At 38.4% G+C, this 22952-nt stretch carries 22 protein-coding genes and 1 tRNA gene; 12 read left to right on the plus strand and 11 right to left on the minus strand.

Translation table 11 applies throughout. The features are described 5' to 3' along the window. Positions 1-146: 146 nt before the first annotated feature. The 3 genes from VB713_RS07370 to VB713_RS07380 form a co-directional block, all read right to left on the minus strand. A complete protein-coding gene (locus VB713_RS07370) occupies positions 147-566 on the minus strand; it encodes a transcriptional regulator (RefSeq protein WP_323310917.1) in 420 nt (139 codons plus the stop codon). Positions 567-798: 232 nt separating this feature from the next. Next, positions 799-1776, minus strand: coding sequence for a porphobilinogen synthase (gene hemB / locus VB713_RS07375; protein ID WP_323310918.1), 978 nt, complete (start codon positions 1774-1776; stop codon positions 799-801). 269 nt (positions 1777-2045) lie between these two features. Beyond that, positions 2046-2405 carry a DUF4870 domain-containing protein gene (locus VB713_RS07380; RefSeq protein WP_323310919.1) on the minus strand — a complete coding sequence of 120 codons (360 nt, stop codon included), beginning with the start codon at positions 2403-2405 and terminating at the stop codon, positions 2046-2048. 205 nt (positions 2406-2610) lie between these two features. Between VB713_RS07380 and VB713_RS07385 the strand changes: the two genes are divergently transcribed. From VB713_RS07385 to VB713_RS07440, 12 genes are all read left to right on the plus strand, one after another. After that, positions 2611-3963 (plus strand): serine/threonine-protein kinase, encoded by a 1353-nt coding sequence (locus VB713_RS07385; protein ID WP_323310920.1) that lies wholly within the window; start codon positions 2611-2613, stop codon positions 3961-3963. Between the two features lie 310 nt (positions 3964-4273). Beyond that, entirely contained in the window at positions 4274-4540 is a 267-nt protein-coding gene (locus VB713_RS07390) for a ribbon-helix-helix domain-containing protein (RefSeq protein WP_323310921.1), read from the plus strand. 134 nt (positions 4541-4674) lie between these two features. Next, the gene (locus VB713_RS07395) at positions 4675-5004 is read left to right on the plus strand and encodes a hypothetical protein (RefSeq protein ID WP_323310922.1); all 330 of its coding nucleotides are present in this window, start codon (positions 4675-4677) and stop codon (positions 5002-5004) included. Positions 5005-5060: 56 nt separating this feature from the next. Next, entirely contained in the window at positions 5061-6425 is a 1365-nt protein-coding gene (locus VB713_RS07400; protein ID WP_323310923.1) for a protein kinase domain-containing protein, read from the plus strand. Between the two features lie 49 nt (positions 6426-6474). Further along, positions 6475-6837 (plus strand): nucleotidyltransferase domain-containing protein, encoded by a 363-nt coding sequence (locus tag VB713_RS07405; RefSeq protein WP_323310924.1) that lies wholly within the window; start codon positions 6475-6477, stop codon positions 6835-6837. After that, on the plus strand, positions 6800-7168 hold the full coding sequence (locus tag VB713_RS07410; protein WP_323310925.1) for a HEPN domain-containing protein: 369 nt from the start codon (positions 6800-6802) through the stop codon (positions 7166-7168). The genes VB713_RS07405 and VB713_RS07410 overlap by 38 nt, the downstream gene beginning before the upstream one ends. Positions 7169-7517: 349 nt before the next feature. Further along, on the plus strand, positions 7518-9182 hold the full coding sequence (prfC, locus tag VB713_RS07415) for a peptide chain release factor 3 (protein WP_323310926.1): 1665 nt from the start codon (positions 7518-7520) through the stop codon (positions 9180-9182). A 164-nt stretch (positions 9183-9346) separates the two neighbouring features. Then, positions 9347-11569 carry a M48 family metalloprotease gene (locus VB713_RS07420; RefSeq protein ID WP_323310927.1) on the plus strand — a complete coding sequence of 741 codons (2223 nt, stop codon included), beginning with the start codon at positions 9347-9349 and terminating at the stop codon, positions 11567-11569. Between the two features lie 587 nt (positions 11570-12156). After that, positions 12157-12648 (plus strand): RNA-binding protein, encoded by a 492-nt coding sequence (locus VB713_RS07425; protein WP_323310928.1) that lies wholly within the window; start codon positions 12157-12159, stop codon positions 12646-12648. A 1141-nt stretch (positions 12649-13789) separates the two neighbouring features. Then, positions 13790-15055, plus strand: a complete 1266-nt coding sequence (locus VB713_RS07430) for a glycosyltransferase family 1 protein (RefSeq protein WP_323310929.1) — start codon at positions 13790-13792, stop codon at positions 15053-15055. 102 nt (positions 15056-15157) lie between these two features. Next, a complete protein-coding gene (locus tag VB713_RS07435) occupies positions 15158-15430 on the plus strand; it encodes a hypothetical protein (RefSeq protein WP_323310930.1) in 273 nt (90 codons plus the stop codon). A 310-nt stretch (positions 15431-15740) separates the two neighbouring features. Further along, complete coding sequence (locus VB713_RS07440) at positions 15741-17498, plus strand: NFACT family protein (RefSeq protein ID WP_323310931.1); 1758 nt, start codon at positions 15741-15743, stop codon at positions 17496-17498. A 152-nt stretch (positions 17499-17650) separates the two neighbouring features. On the opposite strand, the gene VB713_RS07445 is transcribed toward VB713_RS07440, so the two are convergent. From VB713_RS07445 to VB713_RS07480, 8 genes are all read right to left on the minus strand, one after another. Further along, the gene (locus VB713_RS07445; RefSeq protein ID WP_323310932.1) at positions 17651-18019 is read right to left on the minus strand and encodes a type II toxin-antitoxin system PemK/MazF family toxin; all 369 of its coding nucleotides are present in this window, start codon (positions 18017-18019) and stop codon (positions 17651-17653) included. Further along, on the minus strand, positions 18013-18267 hold the full coding sequence (locus VB713_RS07450; protein ID WP_323310933.1) for a ribbon-helix-helix domain-containing protein: 255 nt from the start codon (positions 18265-18267) through the stop codon (positions 18013-18015). The genes VB713_RS07445 and VB713_RS07450 overlap by 7 nt, the downstream gene beginning before the upstream one ends. 293 nt (positions 18268-18560) lie before the next feature. Beyond that, on the minus strand, positions 18561-18761 hold the full coding sequence (locus VB713_RS07455; protein WP_323310934.1) for a type II toxin-antitoxin system HicA family toxin: 201 nt from the start codon (positions 18759-18761) through the stop codon (positions 18561-18563). A gap of 2 nt (positions 18762-18763) precedes the next feature. Beyond that, the gene (locus VB713_RS07460) at positions 18764-19057 is read right to left on the minus strand and encodes a type II toxin-antitoxin system HicB family antitoxin (protein WP_323310935.1); all 294 of its coding nucleotides are present in this window, start codon (positions 19055-19057) and stop codon (positions 18764-18766) included. A 346-nt stretch (positions 19058-19403) separates the two neighbouring features. After that, positions 19404-20318, minus strand: coding sequence for a peptide chain release factor N(5)-glutamine methyltransferase (gene prmC / locus VB713_RS07465; protein WP_323310936.1), 915 nt, complete (start codon positions 20316-20318; stop codon positions 19404-19406). A gap of 8 nt (positions 20319-20326) precedes the next feature. Next, on the minus strand, positions 20327-21124 hold the full coding sequence (locus tag VB713_RS07470) for a Tic22 family protein (RefSeq protein ID WP_323310937.1): 798 nt from the start codon (positions 21122-21124) through the stop codon (positions 20327-20329). A gap of 417 nt (positions 21125-21541) precedes the next feature. Then, positions 21542-21615, minus strand: a tRNA-Pro gene (locus tag VB713_RS07475). 274 nt (positions 21616-21889) lie between these two features. After that, complete coding sequence (locus VB713_RS07480) at positions 21890-22417, minus strand: GNAT family N-acetyltransferase (RefSeq protein WP_323310938.1); 528 nt, start codon at positions 22415-22417, stop codon at positions 21890-21892. Between the last annotated feature and the right edge of the window lie 535 nt (positions 22418-22952).

Consider the following 22952-nt stretch of genomic DNA (forward strand, 5'->3'; position numbering starts at 1 on the left):
GGTGGGGTTCTTGTACTTTATAACACCGGGAAGTGCTGTAAGCTAAAAAAATATCAGTCAATACATCCTCAATTTTTGAACATCTTAGATGAAAGATTTTCAGGAATTAACAATTTTGCAGATAATTTAGATTGATAATTAAATTATCAATCTTGTGTAGGTAGCGGTAGAAAAACAGCAGGTGAAAGATGGAAAAATCCTGCTAACTTTTGGATGTGACTGACAGTGAGTTCGCTTTTTTCTGTTAAGATATCTAACACCATAGATTCTGTCTTAAACACAGGAATTAAATCTTTTTGACCAAAGCCATATTCTTCCATAAGAGCTTTGAGCAATTCTATTCCATAAATATCAGGAACAGGTTCTTTTGTTTGCTCGTATTCATAAACTAAAGTACCTAGTAAATCAAGATAGTCTTGCTCATCTGGTGTTAATGGAGTATTGTCTAACAGAGAATCAATTACATTTTGAGTAGCAAGCAGTTCCTCATCAGATTTGATAGGTCTAGGAGGAAAAGTTTGTAATAAATTAATGTAGCTTGGTGCTTTATCTGAGGTCTTAATCATAATTTTTCCCTTAACACCCGTTACAGCCGGTGACGCTTTTACTAGTAGCATAGCTACGCCACGCAAGCTATCAAAATCTTAAACTTTGCTCCTTTGCGCGAAACATAATTCATACCGCCATTATGCAATGCCAAAATTATCCTGTAGCTTATCCAAAAAATCTCACGCCCAAACACAAAGCCACTCAAAATCATCTTTGCGCCTTTGCGCCTTTGCGTGAGACATTATCTTATTACAACCACCGAGCCGCATCCTTAGCGTGGTAAGTCAAAATCAAATCAGCACCAGCCCGTTTAAACCCAGTCAGAGTTTCCATTACCACGCGCTGCTCATCAATCCAACCATTTAAAGCCGCAGCCTTCACCATCGCATACTCACCAGACACATTGTAAGCCGCCACAGGTAAATTAGTAGCTTCCTTAACGCGCCAGATAATATCCATATATGCCAAAGCTGGTTTAACCATCAGCATATCTGCACCTTCAGCAATATCCAACTCAATTTCTTTCAGTGCTTCACGACCATTACCAGGGTCCATTTGGTAAGTGCGTCTATCCCCAAATTGAGGTGTTGAGTCTGCCGCATCTCTAAACGGACCATAATAAGCCGAAGCATATTTAGCAGCATAGGACATAATGGGGATATCTTCAAATCCCGCCTCATCTAAACCTGCACGAATTGCTTGCACAAAACCATCCATCATTCCCGAAGGTGCGATAATATCAGCACCTGCTTTTGCTTGAGAAACTGCTGTTTTCTTCAATAATTCCAAAGTGGGATCATTTAAAACTCTTCCTGTTAAATCACCAGTTTGTAAATAACCACAATGACCATGACTTGTATATTCACACAAACAAGTATCAGCCATGACAATTAAATCAGGAACTGCTTCTTTGACTGCGGTTGCTGCTTTTTGAACAATACCACAATCATGCCATGCACCTGTAGCATCTACATCTTTATCTGCCGGAATTCCAAATAAGATAATAGCAGGAATACCTAAATCATAAACTTCCTTTGCTTCTTCAACAATTTTATCTACTGAAAGTTGGTAAACACCAGGCATAGATTTAACTTCTTTAGCCACACTTTCGCCGGGAACAGCAAACAATGGATAAATCAAATCATTGGTTGTTAAAACGGTTTCCCGCACCATGCGGCGGAGTTGGTGATGAGTACGTAAACGGCGGGGACGATGTGTAGGAAACATAATTTTTTATCAACAAAAAAGATGATGGACATAAAACAAAGCGTCACAAAAGATAGTTTTTCTCTTGTGAATCTGAGACAAACTAGAAACAGTGCTTAACTGTCTTTGCCCTACTGTTGATGAAGCTGTGGGGCAATTTTGTATTTTACAACTTAGTTGACATTTTCTTACAGTAAAGTCAAAAAAACAATCTTCAAAAAATCATTCAATTCATTTGGGTAAATTTTAAAATCAACAGTTTGTGATTAGTCAATCTACCTAATTTCCCCCTAAAATACTCGGAAAATAAACGGATAACGGCAAGGTTGATCAGGGTTATTAAAAACACCAATTAGCGCCCAAATTGTGAGTCCCCAGTGGATGATATATCCTAAACCGGCCAGTGGTAACAAAACGATTAGTGGTAAAACTAACCAACCAAGTAGAAAAAATAAAGCTCCCAGAATTGCTCCATATAACCAAACATTAAAGTGGAAATTGATTGATTCCTTGGCATTTTCTTTAACGACAGGATCATCAGATACAAACAGTATGGCTATAGGTAAACCAACAGATATTATTGAAGTGCTGAAAAAAATTGCCCCGTGACACAAAGCTGATAATAGTCTACGTTTATCGCTGTCGTACATTATTTCCTCCATCAATCCTTTTCATACTTTAATTTTATACTATTGTCAGAATCAGGATTTACAGGATTTAAAGATTTTCAGGATGTCAAGATAAACTGGACATATAAAATCATGTTGATGCTTTAATATTGAGTATCCTAATTTTGATATGATATAATTTTTACAAGATATTAAATTAATTTCCGTAGTATCTACTATCAAAGGTATGATTATTTGGCAACCAGGGCAACAAATTAATAACGGTAGATTTATCATTCAAGGTAAACCCTTGGGTAGTGGTGGTTTTGGGACTACCTACAAAGCTTTAGAACCCAGCACGGGTAAATTATACGCTATCAAAACCCTGAACTCAACCATGCAACTCAGGGATGACTTTGCAGAACAACAGGTTAAGTTTATTAACGAAGCCTTGACAATTAAAGGATTTGACCATTCCCATATTCTCAAAGTCTATGAAGTCATCCAAGAAGGTCAACTTTTTGGTGTAGTGATGGAATATATTGATGGGGAAACTTTATTTCAATATATCAAAAATAAAGGACAATTATCAGAATCAGAAGCACTATTATATATAGATCAAATTGGTCAGGCTTTGGAATATGTTCACAAAAAAGGAAGTTTACACCGCGACATTAAACCCCAAAATATTCTCTTGCGACAAAATAAACAAGAAGCGGTTTTAATTGATTTTGGTTTAACTCGCAGTATTGCAACTAAATATAGTCATGTCTCTTTAACAGAAGGTTATGCACCTATTGAACAATACCGACGCAAAGGGAGTTTTGGTTCTTATACAGAGGTTTATGCTTTAGCTGCTACTTTATATTATCTGCTCACGGCAGATGGACTGAAAAAAGAGGGTGAAGTTACTCCAGTTCCCGCGCAAAACCGGAAATATGATGATGAACCTTTACCAGAACCAAAACATTATAATTCTCGGATTAGTCAGAGGGTGAATGATGCTATTTTGCAGGGTATGGAAATAGAACCGGAAAAACGGACTGGGACAGTGTTGAATTTTCGGGAAAGTTTGGGTTTGGTTAGTAGTGGAAACCCAGCAGAAGTAGAATTAAAATCATCCTGTGCAATGGACTATAGTAAACTGCGTGATTATCTAGCACAAGGGAAGTGGAAAGAAGCAGACAAAGAAACAGCACGGTTAATATTAGCGGTTTCCAATCGAGAAAAAGAAGGTTGGTTAGAAGAAAAAGATATTGATAATTTTCCCTGCGAAGATCTCCACACTATTGATAAATTGTGGGTAAAATATAGTGACGGTAAGTTTGGTTTTTCTGTTCAAAAAAAGATCTACCAAGGTTTAGGTGGAACAAGAGAATATAACAAGGGCATTTGGGAAAAGTTCGGGGAAAAGGTGGGATGGAGGAAAGGAGACTGCTGGTTGTTCTACGGCGATATCACTTTTGATAAAAAAGCACCAGAAGGACACCTCCCTGATAACTCCCTTTGGCGGCTGAGGGGTGGCGGGTGGCGGATCTGGGCAGGGGTGGGCAGTGTCGTCTCTTCTCTAGTGTCGAGACTTGTAAATTGTAATATTTAAGGATTACAGAAAATTATTAAGTCTGAATCAGGATATCCAGGATTTAAGGATTTACAGGATGTTGGTTTGAAACGTGATTTTTTAGAGATTTATTTAATAATCAATTTTTAATTTGAAAATGTGAGAGTTTAAATAGAATTACCCAACAATCATTAACTTACATAATAAGATTAATATCTAAAAAATCCCCACATAGCAAAAATACTGACATCAAAAAATCTCAATTTCAACCCACATCCTGAAAATCCTGGATATCTTGATTCTGATAATTACGTTTATAATGAAGATTATCAGTTATAGGAAATAGACAATGAATATTACCCTAAAACCAGAACAAGAACAGTTTATTCAAAACCAGTTAGCTCAAGGGAGATTTCCTAATGCTGAAGCTGTTATTAATCAAGCTCTAGAACTTTTACAAGAAAAACAACGAGAATATGAAGACTGGGTAGAAGATGTGAGAGTTAAAGTCAATGAAGCCGCAGCAGAATTAGAACGAGGGGAAGGAGTTCCTTTAGAAACAGTTGTTGAACAGATACAGGCAAAATTTCGTCATGCGCGTGAGGAGAAAAAATGAATCAATGTTTGATTTCACCTCAAGCAATTCGAGATTTAGATCGAAAAAAATCAATCTCAACCCACATCCTGAAAATACTTTAATCCTGGATATCCTGATTCTGATATAACAAATTACCAGCAGGAATAAAAGTTATGACTGTAAAAAAACTTATTCAAGCAGAAATTGACAAAATACCAGAACAAGAGCTAGATAATCTTTATCAATGGATAAAAGAATTTACAGATAAAATAAGTAGTGTAACAAATGGTATTTTCTCATCCCAAAATATACCACCAGAAACCTTAGAAACATCCGAAAAATATCTTTCTAATTCCTATCCTTACCATGATTTAGATTATCTTGCTGGAACATGGACAAAAGAAGATGAAAGTGAATTTTCACTTAATACTCAACAATTTAATGAAATAGATCAACATCTGACAAATAAAATCACCAACTCCTCATCAAAAATCATCCAATAACATCCTGTTAATCTTTAAATCCTGAAAATCCTGATTCAGACAAAAAATCCTCAAATATGCAATCTACTATCACCCTAACTATTACCACAGGTAAACTATCAGGTAGACAATATATATTCGATAGTCGCACTACTTGTTTAATTGGTAGAAATGATGATTGTCATTTATCAATCCCCAATGAATTTGATAAACGGGTTTCCCGCTATCATTGTTTATTAGATATTAACCCTCCAGAAATCAGAATTAGAGATTTAGGAAGTTTAAACGGAACTTATATAAATAATACAAAAATTGGCGCTAGACAATCTCACCAAACTCCAGAAGAAGCTGGTAAATTGAATTTTCCTGAATATGATTTGCAAGATAGTGATGAAATTACTGTAGGTGATACTGTCTTGCGAGTGCAGATTGAAATTCCCCAACCAGTTTATCAAAATCCTGATATTAAAACTCCTGAATTTGTCAAACCAATAGAACCAAAAGCGAAAACAAAACTTTTTGATGTCATTCAAAAATTAATCAAACTAGCTATAGGTGGTGAAAAACAATTAACAGCTTTACGCAATTATCAAATTATCAAATCTATTGGTAAAGGTGGTTTTGGTGAAGTTTATTTAGCGCAACATTCCCAAACTGGTAAATTTGTAGCTTTAAAAGTCATGTTACCTGCGGTTGCTGGAGATGAAACTCATGTACAAATGTTTCTCCGGGAAATTGAAAACATGAAAGCTTTAAAACATCCCCATGTTGTGGAATTATTAGATTATGGTTATGCGGAAAACTTGTTTTTCTTAGTTATGGAATATTACGAAGGTGGCAATGTTTTTGATTTAATGCAGCAATTAGGAGGAAAATTATCTGTAGATATGGCTTTAGGAATTATCCTCCAAGTTTTAGATGGTTTAACATATACCCATAATGCAGAAATTCCTTATGTCAAATTAGCTAATGGTAATTTTGCAAAAGGTAAAGGTTTGGTTCACCGTGATTTAAAACCAAATAATATCTTTCTCTGTAATATTAATGGTAAACTGACCGCAAAAATCGGTGATTATGGTTTAGCGAAGTCCTTTGATTTAGCTGGTTTAAGTGGACAAACTTTCACAAAAAGAACGGGTGGTACACCTGGTTTTATTCCTCGTCAACAGGTGCTAAAGTTTAAAGATTCCAAACCCGATGTAGATGTATGGGCAAGTGCAGCTTGTCTATATAATATGTTAACAGGATATGTTCCTCGTAACTTTACAGAAGATCCTTGGTTGGATGTCTTGCAAAATAATCCTGTACCCATTCTGCAACGCAATGGCAATATACCTATAAAATTAGCTGAAGTGGTAGATTTAGCTCTAACCGAAAAGCCGCAAATTTATTTTCATAGTGCTGCAAATTTTAAAGAAGCACTTATTAATGTAATCCTGTAAATCCTCAAATCCTGGATATCCTGATTGTGACAAATTTCTCAGATAAACAATGATGAAACACCCAAAACTAGAACAAATCATGCAGGAATTATGCGATAATTTGCTCGCAACTTATCAAGATCAACTAATTGCAGTAATTCTTTTTGGTTCTCAAGCGCGTGGTGATGCTACTCCCGATTCAGATTTTGATGTGTTAATTGTTCTCAAAGATGTATTTTCAGCAACCAAAGAAATTGAAAAAATAGGCTTTTTTCTCAGTCCTCTTTGTTTAAAATATAGCGTAGTAATTTCTAACCTGTTTTACTCCCTTAGTCGTTTTGAGAAGGAAGAAACAATGCTGATCAAAAATATTAAAAAAGAAGGTATTTATTTCTATGAACAACGAACAACAGTTTCTAGTACAAAAAGCTGAAGATAGTCTGCGTGCTGCTAAAATTTTAACTAGTGAAAATCTACATGATTTTGCTGCTTCTCGTGCTTATTATGCTATGTTTTACATAGCTGAAGCATTTCTAGTAGGTGAAAATCTCAGTTTTAGTAAACACTCCGCTGTAATTAGTAAATTTGGCGAAATTTTTGCTAGAACTGGTAAAATTGATCCTAAATTTCACCGTTATTTAATTGATGCAGAACAAATCCGTTTAAAGGGAGATTATGATCGTTCTGAACGTTTGAATGCTGAAGATGCAAAACTACTAATTGATAGATGCGAAGAGTTTTTAAAATTAGCAGACTATTTATAATTTCTCAAATCTAACACATCAATATATAATAATAACAGAGTTAAAAAATAATTAATATGGCAAATTTACATCCTGTAAATCCTGATTGTGATATTTATACTCCCAAACACTTCGTAATCATATAATTTAATAATTCCAAGAAAATCAACCCTTATATATATGAGCGCACATATTTCCACTATAATGAAAGCATAATAAAAAATTCGGCATTTGTCAACTATCTCACTGATTAATTTCTGAATTGAGTAATATTGATTCAGATGTGAAGATTAATAGAATTTACAAATGTGATTCCTAGTCCTGAAAAAGATTACATTAAGTTAAATTAGGTAACAAACAAATTACAATTATGTCCACGGAAATTGAAAATGAATTGTTAGCAGCGGTGGAACTACGTCGCAATTTTGCGATTATTTCTCACCCTGATGCTGGTAAAACTACGTTAACAGAAAAACTATTATTATACGGGGGTGCTATCCACGAAGCTGGGGCAGTGAAAGCCCGGAGAGCGCAGCGGAAAGCGACTTCTGACTGGATGGCGATGGAACAACAACGGGGTATTTCTATTACTTCGACGGTGTTACAATTTACCTACCGCAATTGTCAGATTAATTTACTTGATACTCCTGGACACCAAGATTTTAGTGAAGACACCTATCGAACTTTAGCCGCTGCTGATAATGCAGTGATGCTGATTGATGCTGCTAAAGGGTTGGAACCCCAAACTCGGAAATTGTTTGAAGTGTGTAAGCTCAGGGGTATCCCTATTTTCACCTTTGTGAATAAACTCGATCGCCCAGGAAGAGAACCTCTAGAACTGTTGGATGAGATTGAGCAAGAATTGGGTTTACAGACCTATGCGGTGAATTGGCCGATTGGGATGGGCGATCGCTTTAAAGGCATTTTTGATCGCCACCAACAGCAAATCCATTTGTTTGAACGTAGCTCCCACGGCAGCAAAGAAGCCCGTGATACCATCATCGAATTAGGCGATCGCTCAATTGAAGAATTACTAGAACAAGACCTTTATCACCAACTAAAAAGTGATTTAGAACTGTTAGAAGGGGCGGGAGGCGATTTAGATTTAGATTTAGTGCATCAAGGAAAAATGACACCCGTATTCTTTGGTAGCGCCATGACTAATTTTGGTGTGGAGTTATTTCTCAAGTACTTCCTCGACTATGCCCTGAAACCAGGTACACATAGCAGTACCGTTGGCGAAGTTCCCCCCAGCTACCCAGAGTTTTCCGGATTTGTCTTCAAACTCCAAGCCAATATGGACCCCAAGCATAGAGATCGAGTGGCTTTTATCCGGGTCTGCACAGGTAAGTTTGAAAAAGATATGACAGTTAACCATGCTCGCACAGGTAAAGTTGTCCGTCTATCTCGACCGCAAAAACTCTTCGCTCAAGAACGGGAATCCATTGATGTTGCCTATCCTGGTGATGTAATTGGTTTAAATAATCCCGGCGTTTTTGCAATTGGCGATACAATTTATACAGGACAAAAACTGGAATATGAGGGAATTCCCTACTTCTCACCAGAACTGTTTGCCACTCTCAGAAACCCCAACCCCTCCAAATTTAAACAATTTCAAAAAGGCGTTTCCGAATTACGAGAAGAGGGTGCTGTGCAGATTATGTACTCTACTGATGAAGCCAAACGCGATCCTATTTTGGCAGCGGTGGGTCAGTTGCAATTTGAAGTGGTGCAGTTCCGTTTACAAAATGAGTATGGTGTAGAAACTATACTAGATGTACTTCCCTACAGTGTTGCCCGTTGGGTTGAGGGTGGTTGGGAAGCTTTGAATCAGGTGGGACGTTTATTCAATACAACTACTGTGAAAGACAGTATGGGAAGGCCAGTGTTGCTATTCCGCAACGAATGGAATTGTCAACAACTAGAAGGAGATCATCCAGAATTGAAATTAAGTGCGACGGCTCCGCCTACCGTAGGTATCGCTCCGCCCACTGTAGGTATCGCTCCGCCCACGGTTAATATCGCTCCGGTCTGAATCTATCCAAAAACTGTAGAGGAATAATTCACTTTTGACACAACCAAGGGAGCAATTAGCAACTTGATTCGTCGTCATTCTTATCCGAATTATCACAGTATCTCAATTTTGCACTTTTACACCAACGTGTCTCACCTTGAAGAAATTGGAGTGCCAAAATTTGTATGCCTTCACATGAAAAATCGTCTTTGGAGGCTGGTTTAGCTGCCCTCAAGGAGGGAAATTACTACGCAGCAATTACTCAACTTGAACCTATTGCTGGCAGCCAGAATCAGAGTAATACTTGCTTGCAAGCCCAGGTGGGTTTGGTGATGGCCTATGCACGCACAGGAGAAGCTACTCAAGCGATCGCCCTATGTCAGAATCTGATTGCGAGTGGTAATCCAGAAGTTAAAGAGTGGGCAACACGCGCTCTCGAACACCTGAAAAAACGCCAAAAACGCCATCAAAAAAGCAAAAAAATTGCAACCGAATTTGTCAACTTTGATAATTCTTTAGATACTCCCCCAGTTGAGGCTATGTCAACACACCCACCTATAGAGGGTGTGATTAAAAAGAGTATCCCTGCTACTTCCCCTGAACTATCAAATACTGGCTTAATAGGCTCTGTCGGTAGAACAAAAACTGAACCGATTAACATATTTTGGCGACAAGCCAGACGCGCCAAAATATGGCAACCCCTACGAAAACCGAACTTCATCCTCTCCATGCTCTCCTGCTTACTAGCCGCAGGAACATTCATGGCGCTATTTTGGGTGTTGCGAGCATTACTCAGATTCTCAATGGGTTTAATCAACCAGATTTTAGAGAAACTTCCCTATTTAAGGCCATTACCGCTTTTATATGGCAATCCTAGTTTATTAATACTAGTTTTATTGTTGGTTTTGATTGGTTTGTCACCTTGGTTGATAGATGGGCTATTAGCAAGCTTTTATAGTCAAGAACACCTATCCAAAGAAGATTTACATACTCACAGTCGTGAGGCATTTCGGGTAATACAAAGAACTTGTCAACAGCGTCGCTGGAAAATTCCCAAATTACGAGTTTTACCAATATCAGCACCGATCATGCTGTCCTATGGTAATCTACCCAGTACTGCCAGAATCACCGTGAGTCAGGGTCTGTTAGAACAATTAACAGATGACGAAATAGCGACTATCTATGCACTTGCTCTCGGACAAATTGGCCGATGGGATTTTAATGTTATGTCCTTGGCATTGTTAGTAACTATGCCGTTTTATCAACTGTACCAGCAAGTATCATTGTGGGGAAACAAAAGCGAAAAGAAAATCTGGCGCTGGATTTTTACTGGTTTGGCTGGGCTGACCTATGGCATTTGGTGTTTACTGACTGGTACAACTTTGCTTAATTCCCGGTTTCGGCTTTATTATAGCGATCGCCATGCCGCCGAAATTACAGGCAATCCCAATGGCTTAATTCGTGCCTTACTGAAGATTACCATTGGCGTTGCTGGTGATATTCAAAAACAAGAACGCACCAGCTGGCAGTTAGAAAGTTTGAATCTCTTGGCACCAGTCAGCTACCAACAAAGTCTCTCTTTAGGAAGTATAGTAGGGCATCTTTCCTTTGAGTCATTCTTAACGTGGGAAAACTTCAATCCCTATCGGCGATGGTTTACCATTAACAATAGCCACCCCTTAATGGGCGATCGCATCGAACGCTTATGTGAAATAGCCCGTCATTGGCATTTAGAACCTGAACTGCATCTAACCATTGAACAATCCTGCCAAGTCAAGCCTCAGTCATTCTTATTACAAATCGCCCCTTGGTTAGGAATTCCCATCAGTTTTCTCTTAGCAGTTCTATTCTGGTTAATTTGGCAAACTGCATTTGCCATGCATTTGTTAAACCTGAAATGGATTTACGATGATTGGAATTTCGTAATCGGTTTCTTCATGATTGGCTTTAGCATCGGTACAGTCATGCGGATTAATGCCTTTTTTCCAGAAATTAAACCCTTCAACTTACAAGCCGACAACCACCTCTCCCAGTTATTAACCGACCCCTCCGTTTTACCACTCGATAGTGTCAGCGTCCGTCTTGCGGGTAAACTATTAGGCCGTCGGGGTACTGCTAACTGTCTCGGACAAGACCTCATCCTACAATCCAGCACAGGTTTAATGAAATTACACCACATTCCTTGGTTAGGACAGTCAATCAACCCGACTGAATGGATTGGTCGCCAAATTATCGTTACAGGCTGGTTAAGAAGAGGAGCAACACCTTGGATAGACATCCAAACCCTAGAAACTCAAAGTGGCAAAACCATTAACAGTCCTCATCCCATTTGGTCTACTGTTTTAGCCGTCGTCGCCCAAGCATGGGGGGCATATATTATGTTGACAGCGCAATCTCTGACAAGATAACACTGCAATTTATTGACCACATCACATGAAACGTAAACACAAGTTGCAGTTAAGTTCCAAAAATGTTACATTTATTAACTAAATCAGCAACTCAGCCCCCCACATTGGTTATTAATCTGCCTGTCACCACTAAATCCATCCCGACTTATGCTCCCAATACAGCAGCCACTGACCGCTTTTTGTTTCCCATTTCTATAACTTGTCCAAAAATTATACTTTATGCTAGGATGCAGTAATGCTATTGGCAGAAATGTAGGTGCTGAACTAGCTACATGAAAAATACCGTGATAATCTGAAGAGATGGTATTTTACTCTGTCGATAAAACCTAGAAAGAATTCATTTACTGTGGCGGACGGTGGGCTATTAAATTTACAATTCTTAGAATTAAGGTGGTATTAGCTGGGCGCAGTAGCCCTTTTGTCTTAAATAAGCTTGATCCCAACAAAAAACTGTATTGTATAGGTTGGCAGTTTGGATTAAAAAAATTGGTTTATGGCGATTTTAGTTAATAGCATCTATTTAAAAGCCAAAGCCAAGGTAATTGTTTTGTCAAGACAAGTTCATTTAAACTCTGGAGGTATAGTTCATGTCCGTTCGCCTATACATAGGTAATTTGCCTAAAGAAGAAATAGATCGTCAAGACTTGCAAGCAGTATTTGCAGAAGAAGGCGATGCTGTCACTACTAAACTAATTAAAGACCGCAAAACAGGCAAATGTCGTGGTTTTGGTTTTTTAACAGTGAACAATGACGAACAAGCAGACCAAATTATTGAAAAGTATAATGGTCAAATGTTCAAAGACACTGCCATCAAGCTAGAGAAGGCATTACCTCGCACCAAAGGTGAAGAGGGTGATGAGCAAGCTCCTAAAGTGGCTAGTACAGCTACTAGTATCCCCACACCTAGCATCAACAAAGAAAGTCGTCGTGAAAAAGGCGCTAAGAAGTCTCGGCGTGGTGGTGGTAGTGTGCGTGAAACAACTAGCAATGTTGATTCAGACACTATTCGTCCAGATCCCCGTTGGGCGGCTGACTTAGAAAAGCTGAAACAGATGCTGGCTGCACAAACTACAAACTGATCTTTTTAGACAATAGAGATTAAAAATTAAGAATCGCAAATTATGCTGATTTTTAATTTTTAATTATTTTTTATCTGAGTGAGTTGGCTTGTCTGCTGATGATAAATACCAGCCACTAATCTAAAACTGAAATCACCAGCCCCCATGTGGGACTGTTTCTTGTGCAAACCAACACCAATCAAAAAGGTATTGAGCAGTGCCGAAAGCCAGACTAGGACTTCAGCACTGCTCAATTTTAATTTATTTAGTATAATTAAATACGTTCACACAGGCAGAGCCTCTACTCTCATTTTTAGGGTTTGCCGTTCGCGGAGCGTGCCGTTAGGCATATAAAACAAAAACCTAATATATAGCAATTACCATTCAAGTGAGGTACAAGCTGTAATAATTAAACGCAGATGGACGCAGATAAGCGCAGATGATTTTGTACTTCACTAGATTAGGAAACGCTATATATCAAGAGTTTGAAGGTTGAAAATGCAAATAAGGTTAAAGGAATAAGCGTTGACACCATCAAAAACCCAGATTCAAGACTATTCTTACCTCCTTCTAATTCTGACTCCTGACTCCTAGCCCTTACCAAAAAACTTTTTCCGCAAGCCCTATTTATAATTTTTTTACAAGAATGTATCTTATTTAACAAAAAATAATATTTTTTCATAATAGTATCTGTTAATACAATCACTAAAAAAGTAAGTTGGTCAAAAATCCCCCTGTGCTTGACAGTTAATGGGAGAAAATTCACACGTAATTAGCATTATTCATGTGTATGAATAGCTATTTTAAAATGTGAAATTAAAACATTTAAAATTCATTTTTATTGTGCTGTGTTATTTCTACAGTGATGTTTATTTATGGCTAATTGATATGTCATAATTGATAGATATTGCTGTATTTTTTTATAGGCAAATAGGGATTTATCTATCAAAATCATTGGATATTCTTACTATAAACTAAGTTATCAATAAATTAAATGTAAATACTAGAAATAAACTACCGAATTATGAACAATATATAAATTTTTCTGACATAATTAAATTAAAATAAAAATTACTAAGACTTTCTAGATTATTCAGGAAGGCGTGAAAAACGCCAACTTGAAACGGCCTACTACCTTGTGAAAATAAGCAAAATACAACTTATGAAGTCTACCACTGACAAACGCATTGCCTTGATTTCAGTTCACGGTGATCCGGCGATTGAAATTGGGAAAGAGGAGGCTGGAGGACAGAATGTTTATGTACTCCAAGTGGGTGAAGCGCTATCTCGTCTCGGATGGAAAGTTGATATGTTTAGCCGTAGGGTGAGTGCTAATCAAGAAACGATTGTTCAGCATAACTCCCAATGTCGAACTATTCGTTTAACAGCCGGTCCGATTGAGTTTGTACCACGAGATAACGGTTTTAAATATTTGCCAAAATTCGTGGAACAGTTATTGCAATTTCAACAAGAAAACGGCATTAAATATGAGTTGGTTCATACTAACTACTGGCTTTCTAGTTGGGTAGGGTTGCAGTTGAAACAAATCCAAGGGAGTAAACAAGTCCACACGTATCATTCTTTAGGAATAATTAAATACAACACAATAGAAAGTATTCCTCTGGTAGCTAGTCAACGCCTAGCAGTAGAAAAAGAAATTTTGGAAACTGCGGATAGAATTGTGGCGACAAGTCCGCAAGAAAAGCAACATATGCGATCGCTCGTTTCTGATCAAGGTGAAATTGACATTATCCCCTGTGGTACAGATATTCGGCGTTTTGGCTCAGTAGAAAGAGAAGCAGCTAGAGCAGCATTAGGAATTGAAGCAGATGCTAAAGTTGTCTTGTATGTAGGGCGTTTTGACCCGCGCAAAGGCATAGAAACCTTGGTGCGTGCAGTGCGTGAGTCGCAGTTTTATGGCTCAAAAGACCTGAAACTAATTATTGGTGGTGGAAGTACACCAGGTAACAGCGATGGTAGAGAACGCGATCGCATTGAGTCTATTGTCAACGAATTGGGAATGAGCGAATTTACTTGTTTTCCTGGTCTTCTTAGTCAAGAAGTTCTACCAACTTACTATGCGGCTGCTGATGTTTGCGTTGTTCCTAGTCACTACGAACCCTTTGGATTGGTAGCAGTGGAAGCAATGGCCAGTGGAACACCAGTTATAGCTAGTGATGTCGGTGGACTTCAGTTTACCGTAGTCAATGAAAACACTGGTTTATTAGTACCACCCCAAGATGTAGCAGCCTTTAGTCATGCCATTGACCGCATTCTCAGCAATCCCGAATGGCGAGCAGAACTGGGTCAATCGGGTCATAGACGGGTGATGAGTAAATTTAGCTGGGATGGTGTAGCCATGCAGCTAGATCAGCTATACACCCAACTCATGCAACCAGTGAAAGAACCGGCGTTGCTTACTCTTTAAACATAGAAGTGGTTCAGATTTCACCCTGTTTCCTATCCATATTTTAACTCTCCATGCCTGGAGATTGAGGTAAAGTCAATAAAGAGTTAGGCAGGTAAAACAATGGAAGTTCAAGAACTCAAAAAATTTCCTAAGCCCAGAAGAACAGAAGCCGAACCTACGGCTTCTCAACACATCAAGATACTAGATTGCAACAAACCAGTTAGTCGGGTTATTTTTGAGTGTTGGCATTGTAAACAAGGTCTTTTGAGTGAGGTAGATGTAACAGCTTCAGAGTATCTTGAGATTGAATGCCCCAGTTGTGGTAAAACAGGTTTAAGGCTGATGGCAAAAGAAGTGCTTTCAACCACAGCTATTCCTTCACCCTGGCAATGAGATTCAGGAGTAACGAGTTCTGAGTGCTGAGTAACGAGTGCTGAGTGCTGAGTATTTAGTGAAGTAAAGCTCTGCATTCCGGAATACTTTTAGAGCGAGGTCTAAATTAATCTTATTTTTAACTCAGAACTCAGCACTCAGCACTCAGCACTCAGAACTCAGAACTCAGCACTCAAAACTCAAAACTCAGCACTCAGCACTCAAAACTCAAAACTCAAAACTCACAACTCAGCACTCACAACTCAGAACTCAGCACTCAGAACTCAGCACTCAGAACTCAGCACTCAGAACTCAGCACTCCCTAATCGTTTTGCAACCAGTTGATTTTACTACTCTCACAGCGGCTTGTAGCGAACTACGCGCTAACTGGCTTCCCTCGCGGACAGAACAGGTATACCAGCGCGATCGCTATACAGTTACCATTGCCTTACGAACTTTAGAACAACGGGTTTGGCTAGATGTCTCTTGGCATCCCCAAGCTACACGCATTTGTATTGGTGAACCACCACCACGCACACCAGATACATTTACCTTTAGTCAGCAACTAATTCATCAGTTGGGTGGTTTGGCGTTAGTGTCAATTACAGCGATCGCTTCTTGGGAACGTGTAATTGATTTACAATTTGCCCGTCGTCCCGGTGAAGATGCCCTCTATCACTTGTATGTGGAGGTGATGGGTAAGTACAGTAACGCCATTCTCACCGATGCCAATAATTTGATTATCACCGCTGCTCATCAAGTTAGTCAGCAACAATCTAGCGTTCGTCCCATTCAAACCGGACAACCTTATGAACCACCACCCAAACAAACGGGACCCATTCCCAGTTTGAGCGAATCTCAAGCACGCTGGCAAGAACGGGTTAGTTTAGTACCAGGTGCAATTAAGCGGCAACTCCTGAAAAATTATCGGGGTTTAAGTGCAGCTTTGCTAGATACGATGTTGTTGGTAGCAAATATAGCCCCGGAAACTAGCACTGATACCCTGAGTGTCGATGATTGGCACAGGCTATTTACACGTTGGCAAGAATGGCTACAAGCTTTGGAAATTGGCAAATTCCAACCTGCTTGGACAGCAAATGGATATACTGTCATGGGTTGGGGTGTTGTTGCACCAGTCAAAGATATCCAAGTATTACTCAATCAATATTATACCGACGAGTTAAATGAACAGGTATTTACTCAATTGCGTCATCAGTTGAGTCAGAAATTGAGTAATATTTTGGGGAAATTGCGGACTAAAGCCCAAACTTTTAGCGATCGCTTAAAGCAGTCAGATCAAGCCGATGAATATCGCCAAAAAGCTGATTTATTGATGGCATATTTGCAAAATTGGCAACCGGGGATGAAAGAAATTATCCTCTTAGACTTTGAAACTGGTCAACCAACTGCGATCGCTCTCCTCCCAGATAAAAACGCCGTTCAAAACGCCCAAAAGCTTTATAAACAGCACCAAAAACTCAAACGCGCTCGTGCTGCTGTTGAACCACTACTATTTGCGGTGCAATCAGAAATTGATTATTTGGAACAAGTAGAAGCAGCTATTTCCCAAATCGAGAAATACCAAACATCAGCAGATTTACAAGCTTTAGAAGAAATTCGTGATGAATTAATTGGCCAAAAATATCTAGAAGCCTTAGAATACCGTAGCCGTAGTCCCCAGGAAAATGCCAGCATCAATTTCCATCGTTACCGCACCCCTAGCGGGTTTGAAGTCTTAATTGGTCGCAACAATATCCAAAATGACCAATTGACATTTCGGGTAGCCGGCGATTATGACATCTGGTTTCATGCCCAAGAAATCCCCGGTAGCCATGTCCTGCTACGTCTAGAACCGGGTGCAGTGGCAGAAGAAACCGATTTACAGTTTACCGCCAATCTGGCCGCCTACTTCAGTCGCGCTCGTCAAAGTGACCAAGTTCCAGTAGTTTACACTCAACCAAAGCACGTCTACAAACCTAAAGGTACTAAACCAGGATTAGTCATTTACAAGCAAGAAACAATTATTTGGGGACAACCAGAAATCATCCGTAATAATCCCTCAAAAGGAACAGTAGAAACGAAATTGTGAGATTATTTAGTCATCTTTTTAACGAAGTTTATCTCACCATACTCAAGTGATTCTTCTACTAAATTTCCCTCTTCTTTAGCTAATTTGGTGGCTAAAAATTGAATGGCTGATCGCTAACCATTTTATCTCACAAACTGCATCTATCAAAGAGTCTAATTATCATCCCAACTTATTTCCTGTGGTTCCGTTACTATTACTAATCCTGCTAAAATTTGTCTAATTCTTTCTTTGGATAACGTACCTATTTTATCAGTTAATAAAGCTTTATCTACTGTAAAAATTTGCGATACATTGACCACACTTTCCCTATCAAGATTAGCTTCTCCTAACTCTAGTAACACATTACCTATCGCCTTAGCTCGTCTCAAATTAGAAGTTAATGCACAAACTATTACTGTTCTGATTTGAGAACGGTTTAGTAAATCATTTTGGATTACTACATAAGGACGGATATAAGCTGGTTCTGCTCCTATTGGTTCTCCCAAATCAATCCAATAAATATCACCTTGCTTAATTACCATTCTTTTTGCTGTAATTTTCCTTGATGATGTCGCATTTTTTCTAACATGATTCCTTCTGATTCATCTAGATCATCTGCGTAAGCTTCATTAACACTTTCTAGCAATTGACGATGTTTTTTACGCCGCAAAAATTCTTCCATTGCTAAAGCAAATAATTTACTACGAGGAATTTGCATTTCATTTGCTAAAGCGTTGACTTGATCATACAGTGATTCTTCTATTGAAATAGCTGTTTTGATACTGGTCATTCAGTTATACCTTTTATCTGACTTATGGTATAACTTAATTTTACTATATCTCGATCATTTCCACAATAAATACTCAAAAGGCATTAGCACTGGAGTTTACCGTTAACGGTAGCATTTCGCAGAGAAGGTACGCTCTTAATTTTCCACAATCAATGATAGGTTTAGCATTGCTAAACCCCTACAATCATTAACGATAAACGAGCGATTCCTAGGGAGCGCTATCGCTTCCAATTATTTAGATAAATGCGATCGCTCCTCATCCTCTATAAATACAGAAAGTGACACTATAAGGTTTAAAATTTAGGTAATAAATCAGCTTGTTTACAGATTGCATTTGCAGTAATACGATCAATGCTGCGATGTCTTTTGACAGGAATAGTTTTTATATCATTAGTATAAATAGAATGATTTCCGCCTTCACGTAATAAATAAAATCCATTTTCTTCTAAATACTTAATTAAATACTTAATTAAATCTTTTCGTTTTACGGACATGATTAAACTTCTACAGGAATTTGTTCCAATAAAGAGTTTCCTGTGGGAATTTCTTTATTTTGTTGCCGATATGCAAGAATCATTTCTTTGATTGCATCTTGTAACATAGCTCTGCATTCTTCTAAAGTTTCACCTTCTGTAATGACTTCTTGCCATTCAATTAGTTGTCCCATATATCCGCTATTAATTTTTGTATATTTTGCGGTGTATGTAGTTAGCATAAGGCATGAATTAAGAGTATTCCATAAATTATAACTTTTTTTGAGCGATCGCACTCCATCCTTGAAAACAGACAAGCGATCGCATTTCTACAATTTCATAAATACAAAAAATGTCTTTTATCTGAAATCTATTTTCTTTGAGCCTGGTATGAATCCGAAGGATACGTTAACTAGAACCCAAGCACCATTTTATGTATATCTGTTTACTTATCACACATCATTACTATGTGAGCAAGCATAAAAGTATGTGTATTTTGTATTAAAGAGTTAGTGAATTTTATTTGAATATATAAATTATTGATAAAGTTGCGTTTTTGTCTTCAACTGTCTGAATCAGGATTCTCAGGATTACGGGATTAACAGGATTAAGAATGAATTTTTTTCCTCATCCTGTAAATCCTCAAATCCTGTACATCCTGATTCAGACATTTTTATAAGCCAAAGCAAAACGCTCAATTCCCGCTAAATCAGCATGAATCTGAATGTTTTCATAACTACCATGATTTTGTAGCAGTTCTCTGACTATATTTGCCTGTCCTGCCATCATCTCAATCAACCACAAACCACCAGGACATAAATACTGAGGGGAAATATCAATTAAATGACGAATATAATCTAAGCCATCAGCACCACCATCTAAGGCTAAATGAGGTTCATGCTGAACAACTTCTGGCTGTAAAGTAAGTACAGTACTGGTGGGAATATATGGCGGATTTGATACCATACCGCTAAACTGACCTTTTAGAGATTTTAGAGGTTCCCACCAAGAACCTTGATAAAGTTTAATCCGTTCTGTAAACCCTAAATTGTTAGCATTGGTTTGAGCAACAGCTAATGCTTCTGGACTCAAGTCAACAGCATGGATTGTGGCATTTATAAATATATCAGCTAATCCGAGAGCGATCGCACCACTACCAGTCCCCAAATCCACCCAATGTCCTTGTTCTAACCCTTCTTTCCTGCTCTTTTTAGCAGCTACAACAGCTAAATCAATCAAAGACTCTGTTTCCGGCCTGGGAATTAAAACCGCATTGGATACTGCAAGTTTAAACAATCGCCAAGGTGTCACCCCAGCGATATATTGTACTGGCAAGCGATCGTGTAAACGCCTTTGCCACAAATGCTCTAACTCATCTAGAGACAAATGCATTTTTATTTGAGTCCATGCTTTAAAAGACTCTAAACGCAGTGCCAAGCGGTCTAAACCTGCTATCTCCTGTAACAGCCAGTCTACTTCTAAGGGAAGGATATCATGAGCGATCGCACTCTGAATTGCCTCATTTCGCCACTGCCAAAGTTCTATTCCACAAACCACCTTTGGCTGTTGACTCATCATGCTTAAAATTACTTGGAAGGTAAACTTTTCGGCTTAGGAGTATTCTCTCTAGGTAGAGTCTTGATATATTCTCTAGACTCCGCAGATGGTACTAAAACCACTTGCTTTAACCATGAATCATCTTTATCTTTGAGAGTTTTAATCACACCATCCACATCTATAACTTGAATATCAGCCGTAGGAAACTTTGGCTTCACTTGGCTCAATAAACCTTGTGCATCTTGTTTACTCAAGAATAGAGGAATTAATTGCTGTTTATCCGCAGTCACTTGAATTGGTACATATCCTTTATCTGGTGCAAATCTCACCGCAAAAACCGGCACGCTTTTAAATTGATCTATTTTTTGACCGCTGGCGCGTAGCAACTCTAAAGCCCCTTTCAGTTCTTGCTCTACAGGTTTAAAAGCAAATAAGAGGCGATTTGCCTGATTTTTAGTTTGTTGTAATTGTTGATAAATCACACCTAAAGGCACGGCTGTAACTTGTAGTTTCTTAGCCATATCTTCCAGTTTTGGATCTTTATTTTTCACATTCCTCAGTTCTTTGATAAAAGCTAAAGCTTCCTGGCGACTCATATATACTCCTGTCACTGAGCCACCTTTTTGCCCATTTTGAGCATCAGGTAAGTTACGACTCAGAGGTAGACCTTTCTCGTTAGTAATCAAGTAAACAGGTACTGAGTCTAATTTATCTTTTATTTGTTGTTCTGTTAATGCCTGCACAGGAATATTAATCCCTACGACACCTAAAAGCAACGTACTACCTACTAGACCTAAGGTTGCGCCCAAGCGAACTAATGATTTCATAACTACTCCTCACTTCAATATTAATAGTTGAATTAACTTAGACAATCAGAAAATTGGTTTGAATTTATACAAGAACACCCGATTTTATTAGTTAACTGTTTTTAACTGTCTTGCCATTCACCACTAAATGCTGTACTGGCCTATTATATTTCTTCTCAAGCGAAGAATGACCTCCGGGAATCTTGATTCAGAACAATGCTATTTTATTGTTTTTCTTAAGCTAGTGGTGACGCTATGATTAAATTAATCGTTCCCACGGGCATCGATTCTATAGCAGAACTGAGAAATTAACACTACTAAATTTATTAGTAATTAATCTTGTATAAGTTATTAACAGCAATTTTTGCAAAAATAACATGGAAACATATATCTTAATCTACTTATTAACAAGCCAGAAGATTTGATATTTATTGAAAATCGGGATGACAGGATTTGAACCTGCGGCATCCTGCTCCCAAAGCAGGCGCGCTACCAAGCTGCGCTACATCCCGAAAAAACTGTTTTGCTGTCGATAGTTTAGCTTTACATAACCGAAGTCATACTTTGCTTAATCATCTCGACTATCATATCACACTCAAAGCAGATTGCGAACCCCCATGCCTGGAAAAAATATAATTATTTTTTCAAATTAGGAGTTTTTCGCTCACTGACCTCGACAGATATAATTTTGCCAGATAAATAATTTTCCTTAGACTATCTTAGCACACTTTAGGGATTTTAGCAGTAACCTAGCGGCAACCTGTTTTGTTTGTTTTCACTTGAGGATTAATGAGGATACCAAAACATCCCTTTAATACCTTCTGGATCAGGCATAAATCCCATAGTCCGGTAAAAATCCACAACATGGGGATCAGCAAAAAGAGTAACATTGCTAATCTCTTCACTCCTAAGTTTTTTGAGGACATATTTCATCAATGCCTTACCCAGTCCTTGACTTTGGAAGTCCGGGTGAACCACTACATCCCAGATAGTGGCATTAAAAGCATGATCTGAGGTAGCACGAGCAAAACCAATCAACCTTTTATGATTTCCTCGTACTTGCCACATAGAGGCGACGAGAAAACTATGCTCAATGGCTTTTTTTACTTTTCTCAGAGGTCGACGTGACCAACCAACCGCGTCACAGAGTTCTTCCAGTTCATACAGGTCGATATCACGCTCAGTACTGAAAACAATGTTATCTTTACTGGCGTTAGAGTTGCCTCTATCTCCCGCTGTATACTCTTCAAATGCGGTTGTTTTATTTGTCGTTACAGACTCAGAAGCACTAAACCAAGTTTTCCAAAAACCCATGCCAACGTGGTTCGGTTAATATGACTGAATTGTTGCCACTCTTTGAGAGTGTTGATTCACAAGTTAAGACAACTGTATCTATTGTATGTCCAGACACATAAATTTGAATTTTTAGTGTTTTGGGTTTTGACAATAGTCACAGCTAGTTAATGACATACTCCACACACTCCTTTATGCCTTGCGGCACGCTTGCGCGAACAGGTGAGTATGGGTTTCTCAGCGACTCTTCTTTGAAGACATTATACTGAGCTTTAAAGTCCTATGCCCTAGGAGCTTTTTTGTAAAATTATTCAACGAGAGTTAAATAGGCTGCTTTTCAGCATTTAATTTGGATTACACCTAATTAATCGAATCATATCAGATTTGATGAGTTCGTGAATACATCAGGGGCTTGGCTATTCGTGGTGACAGAGCTTGTTGAAGTATCACCCACTCCCTCAATGAGTGGTAGTCACTAGAGGTCGAGGTGGGACTCCTTACTGCCAAAAAACTTTTCTCATTTACCCCGAAGGGAGTGATGAGAGGCTTCTTCTTG

The sequence above is a fragment of the Anabaena cylindrica UHCC 0172 genome, assembly GCF_034931625.1.
Taxonomy (GTDB): Bacteria; Cyanobacteriota; Cyanobacteriia; order Cyanobacteriales; family Nostocaceae; genus Anabaena; species Anabaena cylindrica_A.

Bases quoted from the DNA above. Each gene is read 5' to 3' on its own strand.
- VB713_RS07370 (WP_323310917.1), bottom strand. From the start codon at position 566: ATGATTAAGACCTCAGATAAAGCACCAAGCTACATTAATTTATTACAA.
- hemB (WP_323310918.1), bottom strand. From the start codon at position 1,776: ATGTTTCCTACACATCGTCCCCGCCGTTTACGTACTCATCACCAACTC.
- VB713_RS07380 (WP_323310919.1), bottom strand. From the start codon at position 2,405: ATGTACGACAGCGATAAACGTAGACTATTATCAGCTTTGTGTCACGGG.
- VB713_RS07385 (WP_323310920.1), top strand. From the start codon at position 2,611: ATGATTATTTGGCAACCAGGGCAACAAATTAATAACGGTAGATTTATC.
- VB713_RS07390 (WP_323310921.1), top strand. From the start codon at position 4,274: ATGAATATTACCCTAAAACCAGAACAAGAACAGTTTATTCAAAACCAG.
- VB713_RS07395 (WP_323310922.1), top strand. From the start codon at position 4,675: ATGACTGTAAAAAAACTTATTCAAGCAGAAATTGACAAAATACCAGAA.
- VB713_RS07400 (WP_323310923.1), top strand. From the start codon at position 5,061: ATGCAATCTACTATCACCCTAACTATTACCACAGGTAAACTATCAGGT.
- VB713_RS07405 (WP_323310924.1), top strand. From the start codon at position 6,475: ATGATGAAACACCCAAAACTAGAACAAATCATGCAGGAATTATGCGAT.
- VB713_RS07410 (WP_323310925.1), top strand. From the start codon at position 6,800: ATGAACAACGAACAACAGTTTCTAGTACAAAAAGCTGAAGATAGTCTG.
- prfC (WP_323310926.1), top strand. From the start codon at position 7,518: ATGTCCACGGAAATTGAAAATGAATTGTTAGCAGCGGTGGAACTACGT.
- VB713_RS07420 (WP_323310927.1), top strand. From the start codon at position 9,347: ATGCCTTCACATGAAAAATCGTCTTTGGAGGCTGGTTTAGCTGCCCTC.
- VB713_RS07425 (WP_323310928.1), top strand. From the start codon at position 12,157: ATGTCCGTTCGCCTATACATAGGTAATTTGCCTAAAGAAGAAATAGAT.
- VB713_RS07430 (WP_323310929.1), top strand. From the start codon at position 13,790: ATGAAGTCTACCACTGACAAACGCATTGCCTTGATTTCAGTTCACGGT.
- VB713_RS07435 (WP_323310930.1), top strand. From the start codon at position 15,158: ATGGAAGTTCAAGAACTCAAAAAATTTCCTAAGCCCAGAAGAACAGAA.
- VB713_RS07445 (WP_323310932.1), bottom strand. From the start codon at position 18,019: ATGGTAATTAAGCAAGGTGATATTTATTGGATTGATTTGGGAGAACCA.
- VB713_RS07450 (WP_323310933.1), bottom strand. From the start codon at position 18,267: ATGACCAGTATCAAAACAGCTATTTCAATAGAAGAATCACTGTATGAT.
- VB713_RS07455 (WP_323310934.1), bottom strand. From the start codon at position 18,761: ATGTCCGTAAAACGAAAAGATTTAATTAAGTATTTAATTAAGTATTTA.
- prmC (WP_323310936.1), bottom strand. From the start codon at position 20,318: ATGATGAGTCAACAGCCAAAGGTGGTTTGTGGAATAGAACTTTGGCAG.
- VB713_RS07470 (WP_323310937.1), bottom strand. From the start codon at position 21,124: ATGAAATCATTAGTTCGCTTGGGCGCAACCTTAGGTCTAGTAGGTAGT.
- VB713_RS07480 (WP_323310938.1), bottom strand. From the start codon at position 22,417: ATGGGTTTTTGGAAAACTTGGTTTAGTGCTTCTGAGTCTGTAACGACA.